Source organism: Mesorhizobium sp. M6A.T.Cr.TU.014.01.1.1, from assembly GCF_004022765.1.
In the GTDB taxonomy this organism is placed as follows: Bacteria; Pseudomonadota; Alphaproteobacteria; order Rhizobiales; family Rhizobiaceae; genus Mesorhizobium; species Mesorhizobium mediterraneum.
In genome coordinates this window covers 1-22789 of the sequence record NZ_RZPG01000017.1, presented here as the reverse complement: position 1 = coordinate 22789, position 22789 = coordinate 1, and the positions used below count along the sequence as shown (strand labels likewise).

At 62.2% G+C, this 22789-nt stretch carries 22 protein-coding genes; 11 read left to right on the top strand and 11 right to left on the bottom strand.

The window, feature by feature from the left end; all coding sequences use genetic code 11:
* Positions 1–90: 90 nt before the first annotated feature.
* Complete coding sequence (locus tag EN885_RS19605; RefSeq protein ID WP_164547196.1) at positions 91–831, top strand: flagellar biosynthetic protein FliO; 741 nt, start codon at positions 91–93, stop codon at positions 829–831.
* A gap of 99 nt (positions 832–930) precedes the next feature.
* Here EN885_RS19605 and dksA read toward each other — a convergent pair whose 3' ends face one another.
* On the bottom strand, positions 931–1347 hold the full coding sequence (dksA, locus tag EN885_RS19600; protein ID WP_006202025.1) for an RNA polymerase-binding protein DksA: 417 nt from the start codon (positions 1345–1347) through the stop codon (positions 931–933).
* Positions 1348–1611: 264 nt separating this feature from the next.
* Between dksA and EN885_RS19595 the strand changes: the two genes are divergently transcribed.
* The 4 genes from EN885_RS19595 to EN885_RS19580 all read left to right on the top strand — a co-directional run bounded on the left by EN885_RS19595 (position 1612) and on the right by EN885_RS19580 (position 5489).
* Positions 1612–2115, top strand: a complete 504-nt coding sequence (locus EN885_RS19595) for a histidine phosphatase family protein (RefSeq protein WP_128242539.1) — start codon at positions 1612–1614, stop codon at positions 2113–2115.
* A gap of 64 nt (positions 2116–2179) precedes the next feature.
* Positions 2180–3658 carry a YcjX family protein gene (locus EN885_RS19590; RefSeq protein WP_128242538.1) on the top strand — a complete coding sequence of 493 codons (1479 nt, stop codon included), beginning with the start codon at positions 2180–2182 and terminating at the stop codon, positions 3656–3658.
* On the top strand, positions 3655–4746 hold the full coding sequence (locus EN885_RS19585; RefSeq protein WP_128242537.1) for a YcjF family protein: 1092 nt from the start codon (positions 3655–3657) through the stop codon (positions 4744–4746). The genes EN885_RS19590 and EN885_RS19585 overlap by 4 nt, the downstream gene beginning before the upstream one ends.
* Before the next feature lie 188 nt (positions 4747–4934).
* A complete protein-coding gene (locus EN885_RS19580; protein WP_128242536.1) occupies positions 4935–5489 on the top strand; it encodes a hypothetical protein in 555 nt (184 codons plus the stop codon).
* A gap of 96 nt (positions 5490–5585) precedes the next feature.
* Here the strand turns inward: EN885_RS19580 and EN885_RS19575 are convergent, their stop codons facing one another.
* On the bottom strand, positions 5586–5852 hold the full coding sequence (locus EN885_RS19575) for a hypothetical protein (RefSeq protein ID WP_095485329.1): 267 nt from the start codon (positions 5850–5852) through the stop codon (positions 5586–5588).
* A 247-nt stretch (positions 5853–6099) separates the two neighbouring features.
* On the opposite strand from EN885_RS19575, the gene EN885_RS19570 reads away from it, so the two are divergent.
* On the top strand, positions 6100–7935 hold the full coding sequence (locus EN885_RS19570) for a monovalent cation:proton antiporter-2 (CPA2) family protein (RefSeq protein ID WP_126106427.1): 1836 nt from the start codon (positions 6100–6102) through the stop codon (positions 7933–7935).
* Between the two features lie 17 nt (positions 7936–7952).
* The gene (locus EN885_RS19565; RefSeq protein WP_128242535.1) at positions 7953–8501 is read left to right on the top strand and encodes a DUF924 family protein; all 549 of its coding nucleotides are present in this window, start codon (positions 7953–7955) and stop codon (positions 8499–8501) included.
* A 48-nt stretch (positions 8502–8549) separates the two neighbouring features.
* On the opposite strand, the gene folK is transcribed toward EN885_RS19565, so the two are convergent.
* The 3 genes from folK to folP all read right to left on the bottom strand — a co-directional run bounded on the left by folK (position 8550) and on the right by folP (position 10360).
* A complete protein-coding gene (gene folK, locus EN885_RS19560) occupies positions 8550–9062 on the bottom strand; it encodes a 2-amino-4-hydroxy-6-hydroxymethyldihydropteridine diphosphokinase (protein ID WP_128242534.1) in 513 nt (170 codons plus the stop codon).
* Positions 9046–9405 carry a dihydroneopterin aldolase gene (gene folB / locus EN885_RS19555; RefSeq protein ID WP_095485333.1) on the bottom strand — a complete coding sequence of 120 codons (360 nt, stop codon included), beginning with the start codon at positions 9403–9405 and terminating at the stop codon, positions 9046–9048. The genes folK and folB overlap by 17 nt, the downstream gene beginning before the upstream one ends.
* Positions 9406–9517: 112 nt before the next feature.
* Positions 9518–10360 carry a dihydropteroate synthase gene (gene folP / locus EN885_RS19550; protein WP_127291589.1) on the bottom strand — a complete coding sequence of 281 codons (843 nt, stop codon included), beginning with the start codon at positions 10358–10360 and terminating at the stop codon, positions 9518–9520.
* 84 nt (positions 10361–10444) lie between these two features.
* On the opposite strand from folP, the gene EN885_RS19545 reads away from it, so the two are divergent.
* The 3 genes from EN885_RS19545 (at position 10445) to EN885_RS19535 (ending at position 12139) form a co-directional block, all read left to right on the top strand.
* The gene (locus EN885_RS19545; RefSeq protein WP_164759056.1) at positions 10445–11062 is read left to right on the top strand and encodes a DUF922 domain-containing protein; all 618 of its coding nucleotides are present in this window, start codon (positions 10445–10447) and stop codon (positions 11060–11062) included.
* 484 nt (positions 11063–11546) lie between these two features.
* Complete coding sequence (locus EN885_RS19540; protein WP_280953365.1) at positions 11547–11765, top strand: AbrB/MazE/SpoVT family DNA-binding domain-containing protein; 219 nt, start codon at positions 11547–11549, stop codon at positions 11763–11765.
* A complete protein-coding gene (locus tag EN885_RS19535) occupies positions 11765–12139 on the top strand; it encodes a type II toxin-antitoxin system VapC family toxin (RefSeq protein WP_095485336.1) in 375 nt (124 codons plus the stop codon). Before EN885_RS19540 ends, EN885_RS19535 begins: the two co-directional genes overlap by 1 nt.
* 95 nt (positions 12140–12234) lie before the next feature.
* Here EN885_RS19535 and EN885_RS19530 read toward each other — a convergent pair whose 3' ends face one another.
* The 3 genes from EN885_RS19530 to EN885_RS19520 all read right to left on the bottom strand — a co-directional run bounded on the left by EN885_RS19530 (position 12235) and on the right by EN885_RS19520 (position 14259).
* Positions 12235–13263, bottom strand: coding sequence for an NAD(P)/FAD-dependent oxidoreductase (locus EN885_RS19530; RefSeq protein WP_128242533.1), 1029 nt, complete (start codon positions 13261–13263; stop codon positions 12235–12237).
* A 206-nt stretch (positions 13264–13469) separates the two neighbouring features.
* Positions 13470–13790, bottom strand: coding sequence for a 2Fe-2S iron-sulfur cluster-binding protein (locus EN885_RS19525; RefSeq protein ID WP_128242532.1), 321 nt, complete (start codon positions 13788–13790; stop codon positions 13470–13472).
* 100 nt (positions 13791–13890) lie between these two features.
* Positions 13891–14259: an Hpt domain-containing protein gene (locus EN885_RS19520; protein ID WP_095485577.1), complete on the bottom strand. Its 369-nt coding sequence runs from the start codon at positions 14257–14259 to the stop codon at positions 13891–13893.
* A gap of 275 nt (positions 14260–14534) precedes the next feature.
* Between EN885_RS19520 and EN885_RS19515 the strand changes: the two genes are divergently transcribed.
* Positions 14535–20996 (top strand): kinesin, encoded by a 6462-nt coding sequence (locus EN885_RS19515; protein WP_128335206.1) that lies wholly within the window; start codon positions 14535–14537, stop codon positions 20994–20996.
* 79 nt (positions 20997–21075) lie between these two features.
* Here the strand turns inward: EN885_RS19515 and EN885_RS19510 are convergent, their stop codons facing one another.
* The 3 genes from EN885_RS19510 to EN885_RS19500 form a co-directional block, all read right to left on the bottom strand.
* Positions 21076–21519, bottom strand: coding sequence for an SRPBCC family protein (locus tag EN885_RS19510; protein WP_029352946.1), 444 nt, complete (start codon positions 21517–21519; stop codon positions 21076–21078).
* 151 nt (positions 21520–21670) lie between these two features.
* A complete protein-coding gene (locus EN885_RS19505) occupies positions 21671–22066 on the bottom strand; it encodes a DUF2314 domain-containing protein (RefSeq protein ID WP_126106419.1) in 396 nt (131 codons plus the stop codon).
* A gap of 150 nt (positions 22067–22216) precedes the next feature.
* Positions 22217–22786: an ABC-type transport auxiliary lipoprotein family protein gene (locus tag EN885_RS19500; RefSeq protein WP_128335209.1), complete on the bottom strand. Its 570-nt coding sequence runs from the start codon at positions 22784–22786 to the stop codon at positions 22217–22219.
* Positions 22787–22789: the final 3 nt, after the last annotated feature.

Below are 22789 nucleotides of genomic sequence, written 5' to 3'. Positions count from 1 at the left end.
AGCTGTTCACGAAGCATGAAAGGCAACTTGCAGTGGCCTGCCGCAACAGTTTAGTGTCGCGTCTTCTTCGAAAGACGATTGGGGGCACCAATGCTGCAGTGGCTGGATAGCGTGGCGGGTCCTGGTTATGCCGCGGCGATCCTGTGGACGCTTGTCGCGCTTGTCCTTTTGGTCATCATTCTCCTTATCATCAAGCTGATCCGCAATCTGACCTTCGGAACATTCGTCGCCGGCGGCAGGAACCGCAAGACACGATTGGCCGTCATGGACGCCACCGCTGTCGACAGTCACCGCCGGTTGGTGCTGGTGCGCCGCGACGATATCGAGCACCTGCTGCTGATCGGAGGTCCGACCGACGTCGTCGTCGAACGCGACATCAGGCTGTCGGCGCTGCGCCGTCCTGCACTGACCGGAGATGGCGGCGGCCATCAGCTGGCACCGCGGCCGCCAGCCCCTCAACCCGCTCCTGCGCCAGTGAGGCAAGCACCGCCTCCGCAGCCGGTAAGCGCGGCCCCAACGCCTGTCCGGCCCTATCAGACGGCGCAGGCGCCGAAGCCAGCAGCGCAAAGCCATCAGTCGGCGACCATCACGCCGCTGCCCGCCTATGGATCGGCGAACGCCAATGCCGTTCGACACGCGCCATCGCCGGCAAGACAGGATTCCCCGGCAAGGCAGGATTCTATCGACGATACGTTGATGAGGGAACTCGAGGTCTCGCTTGACGAGCCGCAACCCGCCAAGCCGGAGAGTAAGCCGGCGGCAAAGGTGCCGCCGTCTCTCGATGACGAGATGACGAAGCTTCTCGGCGAGCTCTCCAGCCAGAAACGGTAACCGGCCAGGAACCGGCCCAGCGAATAGCCAACAAAAATGGCCGGACCGGCCATGACAAAGTTCGCTATTTGACCGCTTTTTAGACGCCTCGCCTGTGCTTCAGTCGTCGCGGTAGACCTTCTCGCGGCGCTCGTGGCGCTCCTGCGCCTCGATCGACAAGGTCGCGATCGGACGCGCATCGAGCCGCTTCAGCGCGATGGGCTCGCCGGTTTCCTCACAATAGCCGTAAGTGCCTTCATCAATGCGCTGGAGCGCGGAATCGATCTTTGAAATGAGTTTTCGCTGGCGATCGCGAGCGCGAAGTTCGATGGCGCGGTCGGTTTCCGAAGAGGCGCGATCGGCGAGATCGGGGTGGTTGGCGTTTTCCTGCTGCAGGATTTCGAGGGTTTCGCGCGCTTCGCGCAATATGTCATTCTTCCAGGTGACGAGCTTCAGGCGAAAGTAGGATTTCTGCCGCTCGTTCATGAACGGCTCGTCTTCGGAGGGTACGTAATCGGCGGTAACGATGTCGTTCATTCGACTCACCCAAACTGCCCCAATTTTGGCGCCTATATATTCGCGGAGCGAATGCTGCACAAGCGTAATCGACGACAGTTTCACGCAATTGTTAATGTCGGGCAAAACGGCACTGGCCGCATCATTCGCATGAAGGGCGCGGCCGAATTCGTTTATGATTCGTTGGGTTTGAAGGGTATCAGCCATTGTGCAAGAGGGCTTTCTCATGGCTAATCCTGCAGCGCCTTTTGACGAGTTTCGGTGTTAGGCACAAGCGAGGGGCCGGTGAGCAAGCTTTATCTGTTGAGGCATGCGAAGGCTGGATGGGCCCTGCCGGGCATGCGCGATTTCGATCGTCCGCTCGACGCATCCGGCCTCGCCGACGCCGAAACGATGGGTGCGGTCATGCGGGCCCGCAACTACATTCCGGACCTCACCCTTTGCTCCAAAGCAAAGCGAGCGCTGCAAACGCTGGAAGGCCTTGCCGGTCACACCGATACCGGCCGGGTCCTGTTCCTGGACACGCTCTATAGCGAGGATGCCGCCTTCTATCTCAACCTCATCCGCGGCAATGGCGGGCCAGGCTCGCTGCTCGTCATCGGCCACAACCCGATGACGGAAGATCTCACTATCGCGCTTTCGGGCGACGGCGAAGAGGCTGCGAGGGGAATGCTGAACCACGGCTTCCCGACCGCTGGCCTTGCGGTCGTCCGTTTTCCAGGCAGTCTTGCCGACGCCGCGCAAGGCACCGGCTATCTCGAAGCCTTCTTGACGCCGGTTGATCTCTGACGCCGTTTCAAATCCAGGTGGCAGCGTCTATATCGGAGCGTACCGAAGCCCCGAGAGAACCGATTTGGCATCATCGCTGACCACTTTCACCGACGAGGCGAAGATTGCCCTGGATACGCTGTCGGGGCGCGCTACCGGGCTTTTTTCGCCGTCGCTGCGGCTGGGGGTGACAGGCCTTTCTCGCGCCGGCAAGACGGTGTTCATCTCGGCGTTTGTCCACAATTTGCTCCATGGCGGGCGCTTGCCGCTATTCGCCGCGCAGAAATCGGGACGCATCGCCCGTGCCTTCCTCGAAGAGCAACCGGATGATGCGGTACCGCGATTCCAGTACGAGGATCACATCGCGGCCCTCGTCAACGACCGCCTCTGGCCGGATTCCACACGTGCCATTTCCGAACTGAGGCTCACCATCGAATATGAATCGGCCTCCGGCTGGAGCCGCATGTTTTCATCAGGCAGATTGTCGGTCGATATCGTCGACTATCCCGGAGAATGGCTGCTTGACCTGCCGCTGCTCGGCAAATCCTACGGCGATTTCTCACGCGAAGCCTTCGAGATGGCCGTGCTGCCGGTGCGCGTCGACCTTTCGCAGGAATGGCGCGCGCTCTCCGCCGCAGTCGACCCGAAGGCGGACGCCGACGAAATGACGGCGCGCCGCCTCGCCGAGAGCTTCGCCGCCTATCTCAAGGCATGCAAGCTCGACGAGCGGGCGCTTTCGACCTTGCCACCCGGCCGTTTCCTAATGCCCGGCGATCTTGAGGGCTCACCGGCGCTGACCTTCGCGCCCTTGCCGGACCTGAGCGAGCGGCGAGCGCGTTCGGGGTCGCTGCAGGCGATGATGGAGCGCCGCTACGAGGCCTACAAGACGCATGTCGTAAAGCCGTTCTTTCGGGAGCACATCACGCGCCTTGACCGCCAGATCGTGCTGATCGACGCCTTGCAGGCCTTGAACGCAGGCCCCGGCGCGATGGCCGATCTCGAACGCGCGGTGACCGAAATCCTCGCCTGTTTCCGCCCCGGCCGCGGCAATTTCCTGACAGACTTTTTTTCAAGGCGCATCGACCGCATATTGGTGGCGGCGACGAAGGCGGACCATCTGCATCACGAAAGCCACGACCGGCTGCAGGCGATCGTGCGGCGGCTTGCCGACCGTGCCGTGGCGCGGGCAAATTTCACCGGCGCCGATGTCGACGTGGTCGCCCTGGCGGCCGTGCGCGCGACCCGGGAGGGCACGGTCAAGCAAGGCCGTGAAACACTGCCGGTCATCATTGGCATACCGTTGAAGGGTGAAAGGATCAACGGCGAAGCATTTGATGGAAGGACCGAAACAGCCATATTTCCCGGCGACTTACCGGAAAAAATTGATGCAGTGTTCGATGTCTCTGGACCAGACCATCGGCAGGGCAACGACGACCCGGCGATCCGCTTTGTGCGCTTTCGCCCGCCAAAGCTCGAACGCACCGCTGAAGGCGTCACGCTGTCGCTGCCGCATATCAGGCTCGACCGCGCCCTGCAGTTCTTGATCGGAGATCATCTGGCATGACCGCGCCCCGCAAGCCGGCGGCATTTCGCATCGAGCCGGAAGCCGCGCCGAGGGAGGAACAGGCATCCTTGCGCCAGACCGACGCCCCGTCAGCGCGAAAGCCACGCGCGGTGAAGACGGATGGCGCGGTCGTCGTGCCGGCCGAGATCGACGTCTTCGACGAGCCCGACATCGTCGTCGCCGAACCGCCGCCAGCGATCGCGACGCGGAAGCGTTCGTTGTTCGGCAGCCTGTTCTTCGGCGCATTGGGCGTTCTGGTTTCGCTGGCTGTCGGACTTTGGACCGACCAGCTGATTCGCGATCTGTTCGCGCGCGCCGAATGGCTGGGCTGGCTGGCCGCCGGGATGGCCGTGATCGCGGTGCTGGCGCTTCTGGTCATCCTTGTCCGCGAATTCCTGGCGATCGCCCGCCTCGCCGAGGTTGAAAAACTTCAGAAGCGGGCACTCGATGCCATCGCCCGCGACGACCCGAAAGCCGCTCGTGCAGTGGTCGACGAACTCTCGGCCTTTGTCGCGGCCAAGCCCGAAACCGCGGCAGGCAGACGCGCGCTGGCTGAGCTGCGCGACGAGATCATCGACGGTGGCAATCTGGTGCGCCTGGCCGAGACCGAGATCCTCGGCCCGCTCGATGCGCGCGCCAAGGTTATGATCCTCGAAGCGGCAAAGCGTGTGTCGCTGGTGACGGCGGTCAGCCCTCGCGCCCTGGTCGACGTCGCCTATGTCGTGTTCGAAGCAGGCCGGCTGATTCGCCGCCTGTCGGAACTTTATGGCGGCCGGCCGGGCACGCTGGGGTTCTTCCGGCTGGCGCGCAGCGTTCTCGCCCATCTGGCGGTGACCGGCTCGATCGCCGTTGGCGACAGTTTCGTGCAGCAGATCGTCGGCCATGGCCTCGCTGCCCGGCTCTCGGCAAAACTTGGCGAAGGCGTCGTCAACGGCATGATGACCGCACGCATCGGCATTGCGGCGATGGAAACCGCGAGGCCCCTGCCCTTCAGCGCCACGAGACGGCCCGGCATGGGTGATTTCCTGTCCGCCCTGACATCGTTTGCGACAAAAAAGCAGAAGGAAACGTCCGCTTCCGATACGTGACAATTGCCTACAGCGCTGCGTCCTTTTGGACGCGCAAAGGACGTTGTAGCGCTTTGATTCTGCGGATGATCCTCAACGCAAATCGATTCTGATTTTCGGGTCACGCGCTAGCGGTGACGAAGCATTAACCAATCTTGTCCATGGTCGGACGGGTTCCAAACCAGTCTCTTTGTTGCCGGGTGTCGTCGATGAAAAGCGTGATCTTGTCTAGCGTCCTGCCCCTGGCAGTCGTGGTTTCAACAACTGCCGGCCTGGTCGAAAAGGCTTTTGCAGCAGAACCGGACAAGCAGTTCTTTAAATCGGTGGAAGGCAAATGGGTCGGCCCGGGAGAAATCGTCGCCGGCAAGTACAAGGGGACGAAATTCACCTGCAGCTTCACCGGCTCGACACCTGACGGCAAGATCGGCATGTCGCTCGACGGCGGTTGCCGGGTCGGCATGTTCACCCAGCAGATGTCGGCGACAATCCAGCACAAGGGCCGCGAAGGCTATAAGGGCAGCTTCATGGGCGGTGCCGCCGGTTCCGGCCTCGACATCGTCGGCGGCAACGTGGTCAACGCCAACAAGGTCGTCTTCACCATCAACCGCAACCAGTTGCGCGGCGTCATGCAAGCTCTTGTTCCCAACGACAATTCGATGACGGTGACGGTTGCGGTGCGCGTCGACCAGCAATTGGTGCCGGTCATCGGCATGAAGCTGAAGCGCGTCGATACACTCGAAGTCGGCTCCATCGCGCCGAACTGAGCGATTATTTGCGCCGGCAGGCCGTGCGATGCCCTACTCTGGCTGCAAAAAAGCGGCAGCCACGGCCACCGCTTTTTGCAAAACTCAAACCGATGCTCAGCTCTTGATGGCAGTGGTCAGCTCATCGTAGGCCTTGCAGGCCTCGTCGGCCGTCGTAGTGCCTTGAAACTTGGTCGTGATCGCCTGGACCTTGGCGGTGAGATCGGCTGCCTTGGCCGGATCCTTGGTAATTGCCTCCTGAAGGGCAGCAGTCATGTCCTGAGCCTTCTTAGTCAGCATTTCGGTCGTGCATTCAGGTGCCTTCGAACAGGCCGAGCCGGCAAGTGCCGCGATGCCGACGGCAACAAGCAAAAACGTCTTCATGTCAGTCTCCCTCAAAAAGGGCCGCGACTTGATCGTCGCTCGCCCTCCACTGGCCGAAGCCGGGCGTCCTTAGCGCCCGATTGCCGAAACAAGCAACGCGGCCGGCGCATAAACTTGTGGAGCGCGCCTGCAACACTGCCGCACCGGTTTCCGGATTCGGACTGTTCGATTTCCGCCGAAGCCCCTATCTTGGCCGCTCGATGCCGCAGCGCGTGCAGCGGTCCTTAAAAAGAACGGAACGGCAGGCATGGCGGCAGAAGCAGCGGGCAGCGATCTGATCCACGTGGTGGCGCTGCTCGCCGCAGGTGTTGTCGCCGTGCCGATCTTCAAGCGCATGGGGCTTGGTTCCATCCTTGGCTATCTGGCGGCCGGCGTGGTCATCGGCCCGTTCGGCATCGGCATCTTTTCCGAATCGGAAGCCATTCTTCACGTCGCCGAGCTCGGCGTCGTCATGTTCCTGTTCATCATCGGGCTGGAGATGCAGCCGTCGCGGCTGTGGGGCCTGCGCCGGGAGATATTTGGTCTCGGCGCGCTGCAGGTCGGCGTCTGCGCGCTGTTGCTGACCGGCGTCGGACTGGCGGGAGGTTTTCCGATCGCGCAATCCTTCGTCGCCGGCGCCGGCTTCGTGCTGACCTCGACGGCGATCGTCATGCAGCTCCTGGAAGAACGTGGTGAGATCGCCGTGCCCAAAGGCCAGCGCATCGTCTCTATCCTGCTACTCGAGGACCTGGCGATCGTGCCGCTGCTGGCCCTGATCGCCTTCCTGGCACCGGGCGGCGCCGATATGAGCCTGACGCAGCGGCTGACGGAGGTGGGCATCGGCCTTGCCGCCATCCTCGGGCTGGTGCTGGCCGGGCGTTTCCTCCTCAATCCGTTCTTCCGCGTCCTGGCGGATGCCCGCGCCCGCGAGGTGATGACCGCAGCCGCCCTTCTGGTTGTTCTGGGGTCGGCGCTTGCCATGCAGCTCAGCGGCCTATCGATGGCGATGGGGGCTTTCCTGGCCGGCGTGCTTTTGTCGGAATCCACCTTCCGCCATCAGCTCGAGGCCGACATCGAACCGTTCCGCGGCGTGCTGCTCGGGCTGTTCTTCCTTGCGGTCGGCATGTCGCTCAACCTGCAAGTGGTCGTCGAGAACTGGCGGCTCGTCGCCGTCTACGTCGTCGCCTACATGGTGATAAAGGCGATAGGCATCTATCTCGTCGCCCGCATCCTCAAGGCTGGTCACCGGGAAGCGATCGAGCGGGCCGTCTTCATGGCGCAAGGCGGCGAATTCGCCTTCGTTCTCTATTCCGCCGCCGCGACCGTCGGCATCATCGACAGCCAGGCCAATGCGACCCTGACGGCGATCGTCATCATCTCCATGGTGCTGACACCGCTGGCCACCTTGGCGTTGCGGTACTTGACGCCGCGCGACGAGCAGTCGCTCGAAGGCGTCGATATCGCCGATGGCCTTACCGGCAGCGTGCTGATCATCGGCTTCGGCCGCTTCGGCCAGATCGCCAGCCAACCGCTGCTGTTGCGCGGGATCGATGTGTCGATCATCGACAATGAGGTCGAAATGATCCAGGCGGCGGCCGATTTCGGTTTCAAGGTCTATTATGGCGACGGCACGCGGCTCGACATTCTGCGCGCCGCAGGCGCCGGCCGCGCGCGCGCCGTGTTGATCTGCGTCGACAAGCCCGACGTCGCCGTCCGCATCGCAGAGCTCATCAAGGCAGAGTTTCCCCTGCTGACCGTGCTGGCACGCGCCTTCGACCGCGGAACCGCACTGCAGTTGATACGTGCCGGCGTCGATTTCCAAATTCGCGAAACCTTCGAATCAGCGCTTGTCTTCGGCGGCTCCACACTGGAAGCGCTGGGCGTCGACCCGACGGAAGTCGCCGAGGTGATCGAGGATGTCCGCCACCGCGATGCCGCGCGTTTCGAGTTGCAACTCGCCGAGGGCGTTCGCGCCGGAGCGCGCTTCCTCAAGGGCAATATCGGCACGCCCATTCCGACACCGCTCAGCCAGCCGCGCCACGCCGGTCAGGCGCTCAATGAAGAGACCGCCGGCGTTCTGCATAAATCCGAGCCTGCGGACTGAACTTGTGGAGCAAACAGATGACCGAACTGGACGAGCGCGCGCTTTCCGTCACCAAATTCTGGCGTGACGCCGGGAAGGATGCATGGTTCGAGAAGCATGACGCCTTCGACGAAGAGTTCCGCAACAGGTTTCTCGATCTGCATTACGCTGCCGCCCGGCGCGAATGTGACGACTGGTCGGAGCATGCCGAAGGCTCACTGGCGCTGATGATCCTGCTCGACCAGTTTCCGCGAAACTGCTTTCGTGGCACTGGCCATATGTATGCCACCGACCCGCTGGCAAGGCATTTCGCCGAAAAGGCAATCGCCGCCGGCCAGGATCTGGCGCTCGACGAAGACCTGCGCGCCTTCCTCTATTTGCCGTATGAGCATTCGGAGCATCTCGCCGACCAGCTCAAATCGATGAACCTCTTTACCGCCAAAGCCCAATCCAACCTGAAATATGCGGTCGAGCACCTGGAGATCATTCAGCGCTTCGGCCGCTTTCCGCATCGAAACAGGATGCTTGGCCGCGAGACGACGCCGGAAGAACAGGTCTTCCTCGACGGGGGCGGATTTTCCGGCTGAACTCAGTGCGTCGGACCCAAAAGTGGCTACCGGTCTTGCGTCCGATGCTTAGGCCCGCCACCAATCCCGACCAGACGGCAATTGCTCGATGCCGGCGCTGTCGAGAGCGGCAAGCCGCTCCTGTACGCTTCTGCCGCCGACGGTGAGGCCAGGCGCGATCTCGGCCAGCGGTGCCAGAACGAAGGCGCGCTCCAGCATGCGCGGATGCGGCACTTCCAGCCCGGTTTCGTGGATGATCCGATCGCCGAACACCAGAATGTCGATGTCGATCAGGCGTGGCCCCCAGCGCTCCTCGCGCACCCGCTTCAGTCTGCGCTCGACGTCGAGACAGAGATCGAGCAATGCATTTGGTGCGAGCGCAGTCGAAATTTCGGCAGCCGCATTGAGAAAATCCGGCTGGTCGAGCTTGCCCCAGGGTGGCGTGCGGTAAAGCGAGGAAACGACCGCGACGCGCGTATTCTTGTCGGCATCCAGCATGCGCAGCGCCGCGCCCATCGACCTTGCCGGGTCGCCAAGATTGCCGCCAAGGCTGAGATAGACAGTGTTATTCGGGCCAGACAACGGTCACCTCGACATGATCGAGCACGCCGGGCACCGGCGCGTTCGGCTTGCGCACAGTGATCTCGGCCTTTTTGATCTGGGGAAACCGGGCCGTCAGCGCCCGGGCCACCTCCAACGCCAGCGCTTCTATCAGAAAACGCCTCTCCCCGGTTATGATCCTTTCGATCACCCCGAAGGCGATACCATAGTGGACGGTATCCTCGATGGAATCATCGACCAGCGCGCGGCCGGGTTCGACGGTGAGCGCAGCGTCGACATAGAAGCGCTGGCCGAGTGTCTCCTCCTCATCCAGCACGCCGTGCCGGGCGAAAAAGGCGCAGTTCTTCATGCGGATGACATACATCGCTCAGCGTCCCGCTCGATTAGAGCGAGGCGCGTCCACTTGGATGCACAAAACGACGCTCTAACGCTTTAAATCTACGCACAGGCTCGAAAATCGATTCCGATTTTCGAGCCTATGCGGTGGTTTCACGCGCCAGCATAGCATCCGCAAGCGCCAGCGCATCCACATTGATTGCGACATCGTGGACGCGAAAAAGCTGCGCGCCCTTGAGTCTCAGGATGACGCTCGTCGCCGCTGTTCCGGCACCCCTGGCCGAGGCGTCGCGGCCGGTGACAGCGCCGACGAAGCGCTTTCGCGATGTGCCCGCCATCAGCGGAAAGCCCAAGGCATCGAGTTCGGAAAACCGTGCCATCAGGTCGAGATTTTCCTCCGCTGTTTCCTTGGCGAAGCCAAATCCCGGATCGAGCACGATTTGGTCGTCGGCAACGCCGCTTCGCCGGGCGATTTCCAACGATTTCCTGAGGAAGAAAAGCTGATCCTCGATCACGTCGGGCAGTTTTTGCCGGTCACGCCCGGTGTGCATGATGATAAGCCCGGCGCCGGTCTCTGCCGCGATGCGCGCGATGCCGGGCTCGCGCTGCAGGCCCCAGACATCGTTGACGATATGCGCGCCGGCGGCGACGGCAAGCCGGGCGGTGTCCGCGCGATAGGTGTCGACCGAAATCAGCGTCTCGCCAAGCCTGGCCAGCGCCTCGATGACGGGCAGCACGCGGGCCTGCTCTTCTTCGATGGTTACCGCAGATGCGCCGGGGCGTGTCGATTCCCCGCCGACATCAATGACGGAGGCCCCCTCCTCCACCATCCGGCGCGCCTGGGCCATCGCCTGTTCGGGCGCAACGAACAGCCCGCCGTCGGAAAAACTGTCCGGCGTGACATTGAGGATACCGACGACCACGGCCTTGCTGCCAAGGTCGAGATGGCGCCCATGCGCCAGCTGCCATCGCCCTGTCGTCATTGTCCATCAACCATGTATGATCCGCCAAAGATCAATTCCGTTGCGCCGGCAACGGCCGTAACGCAAGGTGGGCAAAGAGGCAACATGATGAAACGATCCCTGCTTTGCGCCCTGATGCTCGCTTTTTCCGCCTTGCCGGCGGGCACAGCGAGCTTGGTAAAGACATATAGCTACTTCAGCATCGGCGGCAGAACGCTCGATGATATCGGAACCCAGCTTACGAAACTCGGGCCCCAGGTGAAAAGCACGGGGATGCGGCATCCAGGCGCCACACAGATGGCGTTCACCACCCGCGTAAGCTACGCGGAAAAATCGAATTCCTGCCGGATTGCCGACGCCAACGTCACTGTCAAGGTCAAGGTCATCCTTCCCGAATGGCGCCGCTCGGGCAAGGCCGATGCGGGCGTAAGGCTTTTCTGGGACACGTTGTCGGCCGACATCAAGCGCCATGAGGACCGCCATGTCGAAATCGCCAAGAACCATGCCCGCGAACTCGAGGATGCGCTGAAGGCGACCTACCCGCGGAAGAATTGCCAGGAGGCCAAGACCAAGGCCGCGGAAATCGCTGCCGCTATTCTTGCCAAGCACGACCGGGCCCAGGTGCAATTCGATCGCGTCGAAACCATCAATTTCGAAAGCCGCATCCTGCGGCTGCTGCGCTATCGCATGGAGCGCATCGAGAACGGCCGGCTGCCGGGTTAGTTTGGGCCAGATGATAACGATTTAGGCACTGGCAGGGCCTTCGCCTCGACACATCAGGCATCGCCTGCTATTGCCACGCCGCTGTTATACGAAACGCATGCCGGCCGGCGATCCCGCCTGGCGGGATTCGAAGCCCCGTTGCCCTAACGAGGTCCACAGCCCAAATTCAGAGGGTCCGATTTCCGGCCTATCGCCGTCACCGGCGCTTAGACGGACGACCTCGGCTCTTCCTCTGGAAACGGTGCCGCCGGCGGACGGACGGAGTGGATCGATTGACAGATCTGTCAGCGAAGCGGCCACGGCGCCGATAGCGGCGCCGTCTCACTTTTCTCCTGCGTGCCCCACGTCTGCATTTGACATCCCCAAGCCGGGCTACCGTATATCCGTGATGTCTCAATAATGTACCGAGGCCAGACGGCTGCCGTAAGCTCCTTGCACTGGCCCTCATTGCGTCTTACGTTTGGCGCATCGATTAAGTAAGGGTATGATAATGCCGGAGACTGCAACCCTGTCCTCGAAGTTCCAGATATCGATCCCCAAGGCGATCCGGACCGCCCAGCATTGGGAAGCGGGTTTGACCTTTGCCTTCATCCCGAAGGGAACGGGCGTGCTACTCGTCCCTGTGCCGAAGCGGGAAGCGCTGAAGGGGCTGGCGAAGGGCGCTTCGGCGACGGAATATCGCGACCGGTCGGACCGTTTGTGATGGTGCTCGTCGATACCTCGGCTTGGATCGAATGGCTGATAGGCTCTCCAACGGGAGAGCAGGTGGCCGAGCATCTGCCCGAGCAAGCCGACTGGCTCGTTCCGACCATGGTGCAGTTGGAACTCGCAAAATGGCTCACTCGCGAAGTAGGCGAAGACAAAGCCGATCAGACCATCGCCTTTACGCAGGTCTGCACGGTGGCCCCGCTTGACACGGAAATCGCCCTAGCGGCCGCCGAAGCCTGCCGGAAGCACAAATTGGCGACCGCAGATGCGATCATTTTCGCAACCGCTCGGGCGCATGACGCGACGCTCCTGACTTGTGACAAGCATTTCGAGAGCCTGCCAGTCGTCACCCTCATCGAAAAGATCTAGCGCTGACATTGTTGGCCGCAGGGTGATGTCGGCTCCGACAGCTCACGACCCATTGCTGCCCTACGCGTCGGGTACCAAGCGTCAGGCTTTCACCACTAGCCGGCGACGCCGAGCTTCTTCTGCAGGCTGGTCGACGAGGTCGTATACTGGAATACGATGCGCTCGCCGGGGCTGACGATGCGCTTGGCTGCCTGCGCCATCAGGGCGACCTCATGGAAGCCCGATAGGATCAGCTTCAGCTTGCCGGGATACCAGTTGATGTCGCCGACGGCAAAGATGCCCGGTACCGACGTCTGGAATTTCTCGGTGTCGACCGGGATCATGTTCTCATGGAGATTGAGGCCCCACTCGGCGATCGGTCCGAGCTTCATGGTCAGGCCGAAAAACGGCAGCATCCGCGTGCACGGCACCTCGGTTTCACCGTCCGGTCCCTTGATGGTCGCGGAGGAAAGCTGGCCGTCCGTGCCGGTCAGTCCCGTCACCTGCCCGACCTGGAAATCCAGTTCCTTCATTTCTTGCATGGCATACATCTTGTTGACGCTGTCGGGCGCCGCGCGGAATTCCGGCCGCCGGTGGACCAGCGTCACGCTCTTGGCCACCGGCTGCAGGTTCAGCGTCCAGTCGAGCGCCGAATCGCCGCCACCGACGATGACGAGGTCGTGGCCGCGGAATTCCTCCATCCGGCGAACCGAGTAGAAGACGCTCTTGCCTTCATAAAGCTCAATGCCCGGAATCGGCGGCCGCTTCGGCTGGAAGGAGCCGCCGCCGGCGGCGATAACCACAACCTTGGCGTCAAACACCTCGTTCTCGTCGGTGACGACGCGAAAGCTGCCGTCCTCGAGCTTTTCGAGGCTTGAGACCATGCGGTTAAAGGTGTAGTCGGGCTTGAACGGCGCGATCTGCTCAAGCAGCTTGTCGACCAAGCCCTGCGCCGAGATCGATGGCCAGCCGGGAATGTCGTAGATCGGCTTTTCCGGATAGAGTTCGGCGCATTGCCCGCCGGGCCGGTCGAGTATGTCGATCAGATGGCATTTCATATCGAAGAGGCCGAGCTCGAACACGGCGAACAAGCCGACAGGCCCCGCCCCGACAATCAATACGTCCGTCCTGGTGATATCGGTCATGAATGCGCCTTCGATGCGCAGGGCCTCGAAAACCGGAATCGATTTTCGCTGGGGATCATGCGCCAATCACAGTGCTACAGCGCCCTTTGCGCGTCCAAGCGGACGCACGGCGCTGTAGAGAACGGCGCGACACTGCATGACCATTGGCCCGCTGCCAAGCCGGGGCCGGAAAAATCGGCTATAAACCCGGCTTCAGCCTTCACGCCTCAGCCTTGGCGGGCGGGCACGCGCACAACCAGGCCGTCGAGTGCGTCGCGCACCTTGATCTGACAGGAGAGCCGCGAGTTCGGCTGGACGTCGTAGGCGAAGTCCAGCATGTCCTCTTCCATGGCTTCCGGCTCGCCGACCTCCGCCGTCCATGCCTCGTCGACATAGACATGGCAGGTCGCGCAGGCGCAGGCGCCACCACATTCGGCCTCTATCCCCGGCACGGCGCTGCGGATCGCGTTTTCCATGACGGTCGAGCCGTTTTCGGCATCCACGTCAAAATGTGTGCCGTCATGGGCGATGAAGGTCAGCTTGGTCATTTGTCACCTGAAGGGAGTCTCAGCCGAGATAATCACTCCGGCAGACAAGTCAACTGCCGCGCAAAAGCGGCGCTCTATGCCGTTTTTTTCGGAAATGGGTTTAACGGCTGATGGCGGCGACGAAATCGCGGACTTCTTCGATCAGGGAGCCAAGCCGCTTGAGGGTATTGGTATCTTCAGGCTGAAGTTCGATCGCGCTGGCGCAATCGGCAATGGCGAAGGCGCCGATGCCGCGCGCCGAGCCCTTCAGCCCGTGCGCCAGAAGCAGTCGTTGCCTCACATCGGCGTCGACGATCTTGTCGCGAACGGACAGCGCCTGCTGCACGAACAGCGCCAGCACCTCCTGCTCGAGGCTGCGGTCGCCCATCGTCTGGCGCGCGAGATGCGCCAGGTCCACCGGCCGCGACCCGGCCGTTCCCGATACGTCGCCGCCGGGCATCGAGAAGGCAATGCCGTTTTCGCCACGCATGAATCTGCAACTCCATTGTTCGACTGCCGAAAAAAAAATAGGCGCATCCTGTGGACGGCGGGTTAATGATTGGCCCGGAAAAATGTTGCGATAACGGCGCCGAAATCACAGTTCTGTTAACCTTATATTTAAAGTTTTACGTATCGCGCCGAATGCATGTTTTCTTTACCCCGGTGTGTCATTACGATACGACAGGTCCATTTTCAGCCTCTTGCGTGGGACACGACAAGCAGAATCAATAAGTCCCGCGGCAGCTTGTACAGGGTAGCGAAGGCATGGCGAAGAAAACAACGACGACAAGAACGCTCGATAGCGACGTAGCCAGGGAACTCGAAAAAGCGCTTGATATCGACCTGAGCGGGGATGCCGGCGGCGACCTCGACATCGCGGCGTCGATGGAAGACCTGGAAGCGCAGATATCGCAGGCTGCCGACGAGTTGGCACGCGAAGGCCGTAACCAGAATGCCGAGCCTGTCGCCAACCAAGGCCAGAATGCCGAGCCTTTCGCCAACCAGAGCCAGAAGGCGGAGCCTGCCGCCAACCAGGACCAGAAAGCCCAAGACCAGAAAGCAAAGCCCGCGGCAAAGGCCAAGCTGGCTGAACTGCGCCCTGTGGAAACGCGCAATAGCCAGCAGCCGGCCGGTTTCACACCAGCCAATGACCCTCTTCAAAAAGATTACAAAACGCTGCTGCACACCCTCAATCGGCGTGCCTCGAACACGATCTACTGGGTCGTTGCGCTCGTTTCGCTCGCCTGGATCGCGGGCGCCGGTGCGCTGGCCAATCTGCTGTTTGGACCGGGCATCTGGCAAATCCGCACGCCCGACCAGTTTTTCGCCCGTCCTGAACTGATCGGCCTGGCGGTCGCTGCGATCCTACCCGTCCTCCTGTTCTGGGCGTTTGCAGCCATGATTCGCCGCGCCCAGGAAATGCGCATTGCCGCTCAGTCGATGACGGAAGTGGCCTTCCGCCTGACCGAGCCGGAAAATATCGCCCAGGATCGTGTCATGATGATCGGGCAGGCCGTTCGCCGCGAGGTGGCGGCCATGGGTGAAGGCATCGAGCGCACGCTTGCGCGAGCCGTCGAACTCGAAACCCTGGTCCACAGCGAAGTCAACCAGATCGAACGCTCCTACTCGGAGAATGAATCCCGCATCCGTTCGCTTGTCGACGGGCTGGGCAGCGAGCGCGAAGCGGTGGTCACCCACGCCGAACGCGTGCGCGCCTCGATCACCGGCGCGCATGAGACGCTGAAGGACGAAATCGGGGCTGCCAGCGACATCATTCGCGACAGCATTCTCAACGCCTCGACCAACCTGTCGATGACCATCACCAATTCCGGCGACACGCTGATCGACAGGATCAACCAGAGCTCGATGTCGATCTTCGATTCGGTGGAAGGCCGGCTCGAATCGATCACGGACCGGCTGTCGACCTCCGGCGAAGCCTTCGCCAGCCTTCTCGATACACGCATCGCCAAGCTGACGGACACGACCGACGGCCTCACCCGGTCGCTGACCGATCTGCTCGACGATCGGACCTCCGGCATGGTGTCGCTGCTCGGCGGCGCCGCGCGCACGCTCAACTCCGAATTTGAAGCCAGCCTTAACGGCATTGAGCGGACGCTGGCCGAACGCGGCCAGACGCTGATTAGTGAGTTCCAGACCCGCGCCGAAGCGCTGGACACCGGCACCCAGAAGCTCAACGCCGCGCTCGAGGCCCGTGCACGCCAGATCAACGAGACCCTGGTCGAGCGCGCGCGCGAAATCGCCCACACCTTCCAGGAAAGCAAGGAGACGCTGTCGGCGATGATCGATCAGGGCAAGACCCAGATCGGCGCCGACATGGCCGATATCGTTTCGTCGACCTCGTCCATGCTTGAAGCACGCGCCGGCGATTTCGCCGGGCGCATGGAAGCGGCTCGTCATGTGGTGTCACGCTCCTTCGATGCCGATATCCAGCGGCTTGCCGATGCCCGCGTCGGCATCGAGGAAGCCGTCGAGAACCACAGCCGCAAGCTTTCCGAAAGCCGCGAACGCATGGCGGCGGCAATGCAGGCCGATCTGGCGAAATTCGCCGAAAGCCGCGCCGGCATCGACGCGGCTGTCACCGATCAGGTGCAGAAGCTTGCCGAAGGTCGCAGCCTGATCTCGCGCGCGCTCGAAGAGGATCTGCGCAAGGTCAACGAGTCGCGGGCCACCATCGATGCTTCGCTCGGCAGCCATCTCGAAAGCCTCGAAGAGGGCCGTAACAGGCTTTCACAGGCCTTGAACGAAGACTCCGGAAAACTTGTGCAAGCCCGCACGATCATTGATGAAATGGTTGCCGGCCATGTTGGCAAGCTGGCCGAAGGCCGCAGCATTCTTTCACGCGCTCTCGAGGCCGATCTCGGCAAGCTGGCCGACAGCCGCGCCAGCATCGACGGCCTGGTCGCCGGTCAGGTCGAGAAGATCGCCGAAGGTCGCGCCATCCTCGCCAAGGCGCTGGAAAGCGACATCGTCGGCATCAAGGGTCTCATCGAGAACCATTCCGCCAAACTGGCGGAAGACCGCACCGAGCTTTCGCGTTCGCTTGAAAACGACCTGTCCGGCATCAGGGGCCTGATCGAGCAACATTCGGGCAGGCTCGCCGACGATCGCAGCCTGCTTTCGCAGACGCTCGAGGCTGACCTCGCCAAATTGGCGGACAGCCGGTCGAGCATCGACGGGCTGGTCGCCGGCCAGGTCGAGAAGCTGGCCGAAGGCCGCGACATCCTCAAGCGCGCGCTTGAATCCGATCTCAACACGATCAAAGACGTCATATCGAGCCAGTCGGAAAAGCTGGCGGAAGACCGTGGTCAGCTCTCAAGGGCGTTGGAAATCGACCTGCAGAGCGTGAATGGCCTTATCTCCGATCACATGAACAGGCTCGCAGAGGACCGTTCGACCCTGTCGAAGGCGCTCGAAGACGACCTCGCGAAACTGGCCGAAAGCCGGTCGAGCATCGATGGTCTGGTTACCGGCCAGGTCGAGAAGTTGGCCGAAGGCCGCGACATACTCAAGCGCGCGCTGGAAGCCGATCTCAACACGATCAAGGACGTCATATCAGGTCAGTCCGAAAAGCTGGCGGAAGACCGCTCGACCCTGTCCAAGGCGCTCGAAGACGATCTCGCCAAGCTGGCGGAAAGCCGGTCGAGCATCGACGGGCTGGTTGCCGGCCAGGTCGAGAAGCTAGCCGAAGGTCGCGACATCCTCAGACGTGCGCTGGAAGCCGATCTCAACACGATCAAGGACGTCATATCAAGTCAGTCCGAAAAGCTGGCGGAAAACCGCTCGACCCTGTCCAAGGCGCTCGAAGACGATCTCGCGAAGCTAGCGGAAAGCCGGTCGAGCATCGACGGGTTGGTTGCCGGCCAGGTCGAGAAGCTATCCGAGGGCCGCGACATCCTTAGACGTGCGCTGGAAGCAGACCTCAATACGATCAAGGGTGTCGTCGCCGATCAGTCCCAGCAACTGACCGACAATCGTGCACAGTTTACGCGGGCCCTGGAGGCCGATCTCGGCAGCGTCAACGGTCTTGTAAACAGCCATGCCGAGAAGCTGATCGAGGACCGCTCGATCCTTTCCAAGGCGCTCGAAGACGATCTCGCCAAGCTGGCGGAAAGCCGGTCGAGCATCGACGGGCTGGTTGCCGGCCAGGTCGAGAAACTGGCCGAAGGCCGCGACATCCTCAGACGTGCGCTGGAAGCAGACCTGCAGAAAATTGCAGCGAGCCGCAGCGACGTAGACGACATCATCGCCGGCCATGTCGGAAAGCTGGCCGAAGGCCGCGACGCGCTGACCCGTGCGCTGGAGGACGATCTCTCCAAGCTCGCCGACACCCGCAAGGATGTCGACCGTTCGCTGTCCGGCCATATCGACCAGATCGCCGCCAGGAGCACCGATATTTCCGCGGCAATCGCCGCCGACGTCGAAAAAATCGAGCAGGCGTTCAGCCGGCAGACCGGCATCATCGAGGAGCGCGCCGGAACCATGGAGCGCGCGCTGTCGACCGGTGTCGACAACGTCCGCAGCGTGCTCGAAAAGAGCGCCGTCTTCGTTGCGGGAGCGCTGCGTGAAAAGGTCATGGAAGTCACCAGCGCGCTGCATGAGCAGGCGGGTGCTGCGTTCAGCGACGCCGATCGCAAGATCGCCGAACGTGCCGAGCAGACCTCGGCCGCCTTGCTCGCCAGGGCGGAGGATATCGCCCGCACCTTCGAGGAGGCGGATCGCCGCCTCGCCGCACGTGCCGAGGATACGTCGAGCGCGCTCATTGCCCGCGCCGAGGACACATCGAGCACCATCATGGCTCGTGTCGACGATACGTCGAACTCCTTGCTGGCGCGCGCCCAGGAAACGGCCGACCAGCTCGCAGCCCGTGCCAGCGAGATCGCCGGCACATTCGATGCGGCGGACCAGAAGCTGGTTGCCCGCGCGGTCGAAACGGCGCAGTCGTTGGCCGCGCGCGCCGGCGACATCTTGCGCAATTTCGAAGGCGCCGACGAACGGCTCGGCGTGCGCATCGGCGAATCGGCCGAAGCGCTCGCGGCGCGGGCATCCGACCTTGGCCGCATTTTCGATGCCGCCGACCAGCAGCTGATATCGCGCATTGCCGAAGGTTCGGAAGCGCTGTCGGCCCGCGCATCCGAGATCGGCCGTATCTTCGACGAGGCGGATCACCGTTTGGTGTCCCGCATCGCCGACAGCTCGTCGACGATCGGAGAGCATACCGAGAACATCGTCGGGGCATTTGCCAGCACCGAGCAGCGGGTTGCCGAACGTGCGAGGCTGACCGGTCAGGAACTTGCCGTCCACGCCCGCGAAATCGAGCAGGCGCTGGCCGGCGCCGACGAGCGTCTGGCATCCAGCGCAGCAGCGGCGGCGGCTCGTGTCGAGGAGCAGGTTGCCGGCGTCGAAAACCGTCTCGTCTACACCACCGAGACGATAGGCCAGAAGCTCAACGAGCAGGTTTCGACTGCCGAGGCGCAACTCATTTCTCGCGCCAACGCGATTGCCGAAACCTTCACCGCGGTCGGCCAGCATATCGGCCAGAGCACCAACGACGCCGCAAAGACCATCGGCACCAACACCCGCGAGCTCAACACCATGCTTGCGGCACGTTCGGCCGAGATCTCGAAAATCCTCGACGAAACGGCACGGCCGCTGGTCGAGCGTTTCGCCCAGGGCGGCTCGGAGCTGCAAAAGAGCATGGAAGAGGTTACCGAGCGCGCGACCGAGAAGTTGCGCAGCGAAAACGCCGCCTTGGTCGACGCGCTCGCCAGCCGCACCGCCGAAACATTGTCGGCCGTCGAAGGCGCACGCTCGACGCTCGCCGACAGTGTCGCCGATCTCATCGGCCGCATGAGCACCTCGAGCTCGCAGCTCGGTCAGTTGATCGAGCAGGCGGCGGCCAATCTCGGCCAGGTCGACGAACGCCTGACCGGCAGCACGCAAAGCTTTGCGGCAACAACGGAAAAAGCCGCGCAAACCTTCGCCAGCTCGGCGCGCCTGGTCGATTCGAACACGACGCGGCTTACCGAATTGTCGTCTTCCACCTTGCGCGAGGTCGCCTCGATCGCCACCAAGTTCGACGAGCACAGCCGTCTGCTGTCCAGTGCTTCGGACCTGTTGAGTTCGGCGCAGAGCAACCTCGAACACACGCTCGAGAGACAGTCGTCGCTGGAGGACCTCGCCGTCGGCCTGGTCAAGAAGTCGGAGGATCTCGAAAAGGTCATGCGCTCGTTCGAGACGCTGGTCGGCCAGACGTTGCAGAACGCCGAAGGCAAGACGCTGGAGTCGGCGGACAAGATCCGTACCGCCATTTCCGACGTCGTCGATTCGGCAACGAAGCGCTTCGCCGACGCGACCGAGGAGATGCGGCGCACCGCCGGCTCGATCAAGAGCGAGCTCGACCTCACCCGCGCCGAGCTTAAGAAGGGCGTCATCGAGATGCCGGAAGAGGCAAAGGAATCGACCACGGCCATCCGCCGCGCCGTTTCCGAGCAGATCAACGCGCTGAAGGAACTCTCGGATATCGTTGCGAAATCGGGCCGCAGCACCGACACCTCGGAGCCGCGCAACCTGCGCCCGGCGCCGCAAGCGCCTATCGCACGCGCCGCTGAGCCGCAGCGCCGTCCTCCGGCCCCGCAACCGGAACCTCGTGCCCCGCAGGCGCCATCGGGTGACACCGCACTGCGCGGCACGCTCGACCTGGAACGCCCGGCTGAGACGGCGCAGCGCCAGCGCGACCCCAATGGCCGTACGCCGCAAGGCGGCTGGGTGCGCGATCTCTTAACTGGGGCGTCGCGCGAAGAGGCCGCCAAGCCCGCGCCGTCGGAAGCGCCACGCTCGGCCCCTGCCCAGCGCTCGCCGCTTCATGTCGTGGAGTCACTCAACTCGCTTTCCGTCGACATCGCCCGCGCCATCGATCACGATGCCTCGATCGAGTTGTGGAACCGCTACCGGCGCGGCGAGCGTGACGTGTTCACGCGGCGTCTCTACACGCTGAAGGGCCAGCAGACTTTCGATGAGATCCGCCGCAAATATCAGATGGAGGCGGAGTTCCGTGCCGCCGTCGACCGTTACTGCGATGATTTCGAAAAGCTGCTCAAGGACGTGTCGCGCAACGACCGCGACAACATGATGGCGCAGACCTACCTGACGTCGGACACCGGCAAGGTTTACACGATGCTGGCGCATGCAAGCGGCCGCCTGCATTGATCAGGCGATAAACGAAACAAGAAAGGCGGGAGATGTTCCCGCCTTTTTTATGCAGTGCCGACGTCCTCGGGATGATGCTCTATTGATTGATCTCCGGCTCGACGAGCCTTGCCAGGTTTCGCAGCGACTCCTGCCAACCGAGATAACAAGCCTCAGCTGGAATGACGTCCGGAACACCTGCCTGCGTGATATCCAGCTCCGTGCCGACCGATACTTTCTTCAAGATCACTGTCACCTGCATCTCACCGGGCAAGTTAGGATCGTCGAACTTGTCCGTATAGCGCAGGCGTTCGCCAGGAACGAGCTCGACATATTCACCGCCAAACGCGTGGCTTTTGTCCGTTGTGAAGTTGCGAAACGACATTTTGAATGTGCCGCCGACTTTGGGTTCCAGATGATAGACCGTGCAGGTAAAGCCGTTGGGCGGTAGCCATTTCGCGAGCGCGTCCGCCTCAAGGAATGCGCGATAGACTTTTTCTGGGCTGGTTGCCAGAACGCGGTGCAGGCGTACGGTACTGGGCATATCATCTATCCCTATGGTTGGAGTGTCGATCCATGCCAAGGACGAACGCGGCTTGACCGATCCGACAACAAGTTAGGATTTTTTGGAACCGGGGCCGCAGACCTTCATGTTGGCGACTGCTATCGGACCCGTTGCAGACATGAGACCGCGATCACGTTTGAGGCCAACGCTTCTTCGGTGTTTGTGCGGCCAAGGCAATGGTTTCCTCGCCACGTTCGCGAATATCGATCACATGACGGGCGGAAAACGGTAACTCAATCCCACTCCAAAGCTCATCATTCTGAGCAACTGCATACGGATCGTTATTGAGGACCCCCAAGTAGGCTCCGTCGATCCGCTCGCGCACCAGCACCCACATGCGCTCTACGGCGACGGGTTCATTCTCATCATCGACCGAAATTCGAAAGATCAGTTTCGCGTGATCTCCCGGTTGCAATCCTTCTCGTTCATGCGAATCGGGTATCCAGAATGTGTCCGGCGACGCCTGACGATATTCCTCGCCATCATCCAGGCACCACCCGTCCAATTGGAAATCCGGTTCACGCATTGCTCTATCTTAGCGGCCACATGGATGTCGGGAAACCACCCGAAACCGACTGTCGTCGACTACCGAGTTTTCGCACGGTGGTCGCAATCAAAGGAACCTGTTGACCATCATGCCGCCGCCAAGTAGCTGCGCCCGGCGTCCCTGGCTGTGTCAGATCACCGAATCGGTCCAGCGGACGATGTCCTTCGCCGCTTGGCCGAACGCCTTGTCGAGCGCGCCGACATAGGCCTGATTACCGCTGCCGGAGACGGGCGCGGTCGCGGTAAAGCTCTTTGAGGCGCGCACCTCGCCATTGCGGTCGTTCAGTATCCGCACGAACAGGTCGACCTCGGCATGTTCGCCGCCGTCGACCCGGACTTCGAAGGAACGGACCTCGACGATCACCTGGTAGTCGATCGCCAGCCCCTCGCCCGGCTTGCCGACACCGGCGAAGCTGCCCGAGCGCTGGAATGTCTCGGCCAGCCGCGCCTGCACGATCAGCGGCAGCCGATCGGCCCATTGCGCGCCCTTGAGGTACTGGATCGAACGCACGGTCGGCTTGATGACGATGTTCTGGCTGTCCAGCGCCTTGAGCGCGGAAGGCTGGGCGATGAGAATCTGGCGGCGGCTGTGGCCGCGCGCATCGAGCGGCGGTGCCGACAGTTCGAATGTGTCCAGGGCCGCCGGCCCGCCGCCCGGCAAAAACGCGCAACCGGCTAGCAAAAGCGTAAGCAATGCCACACC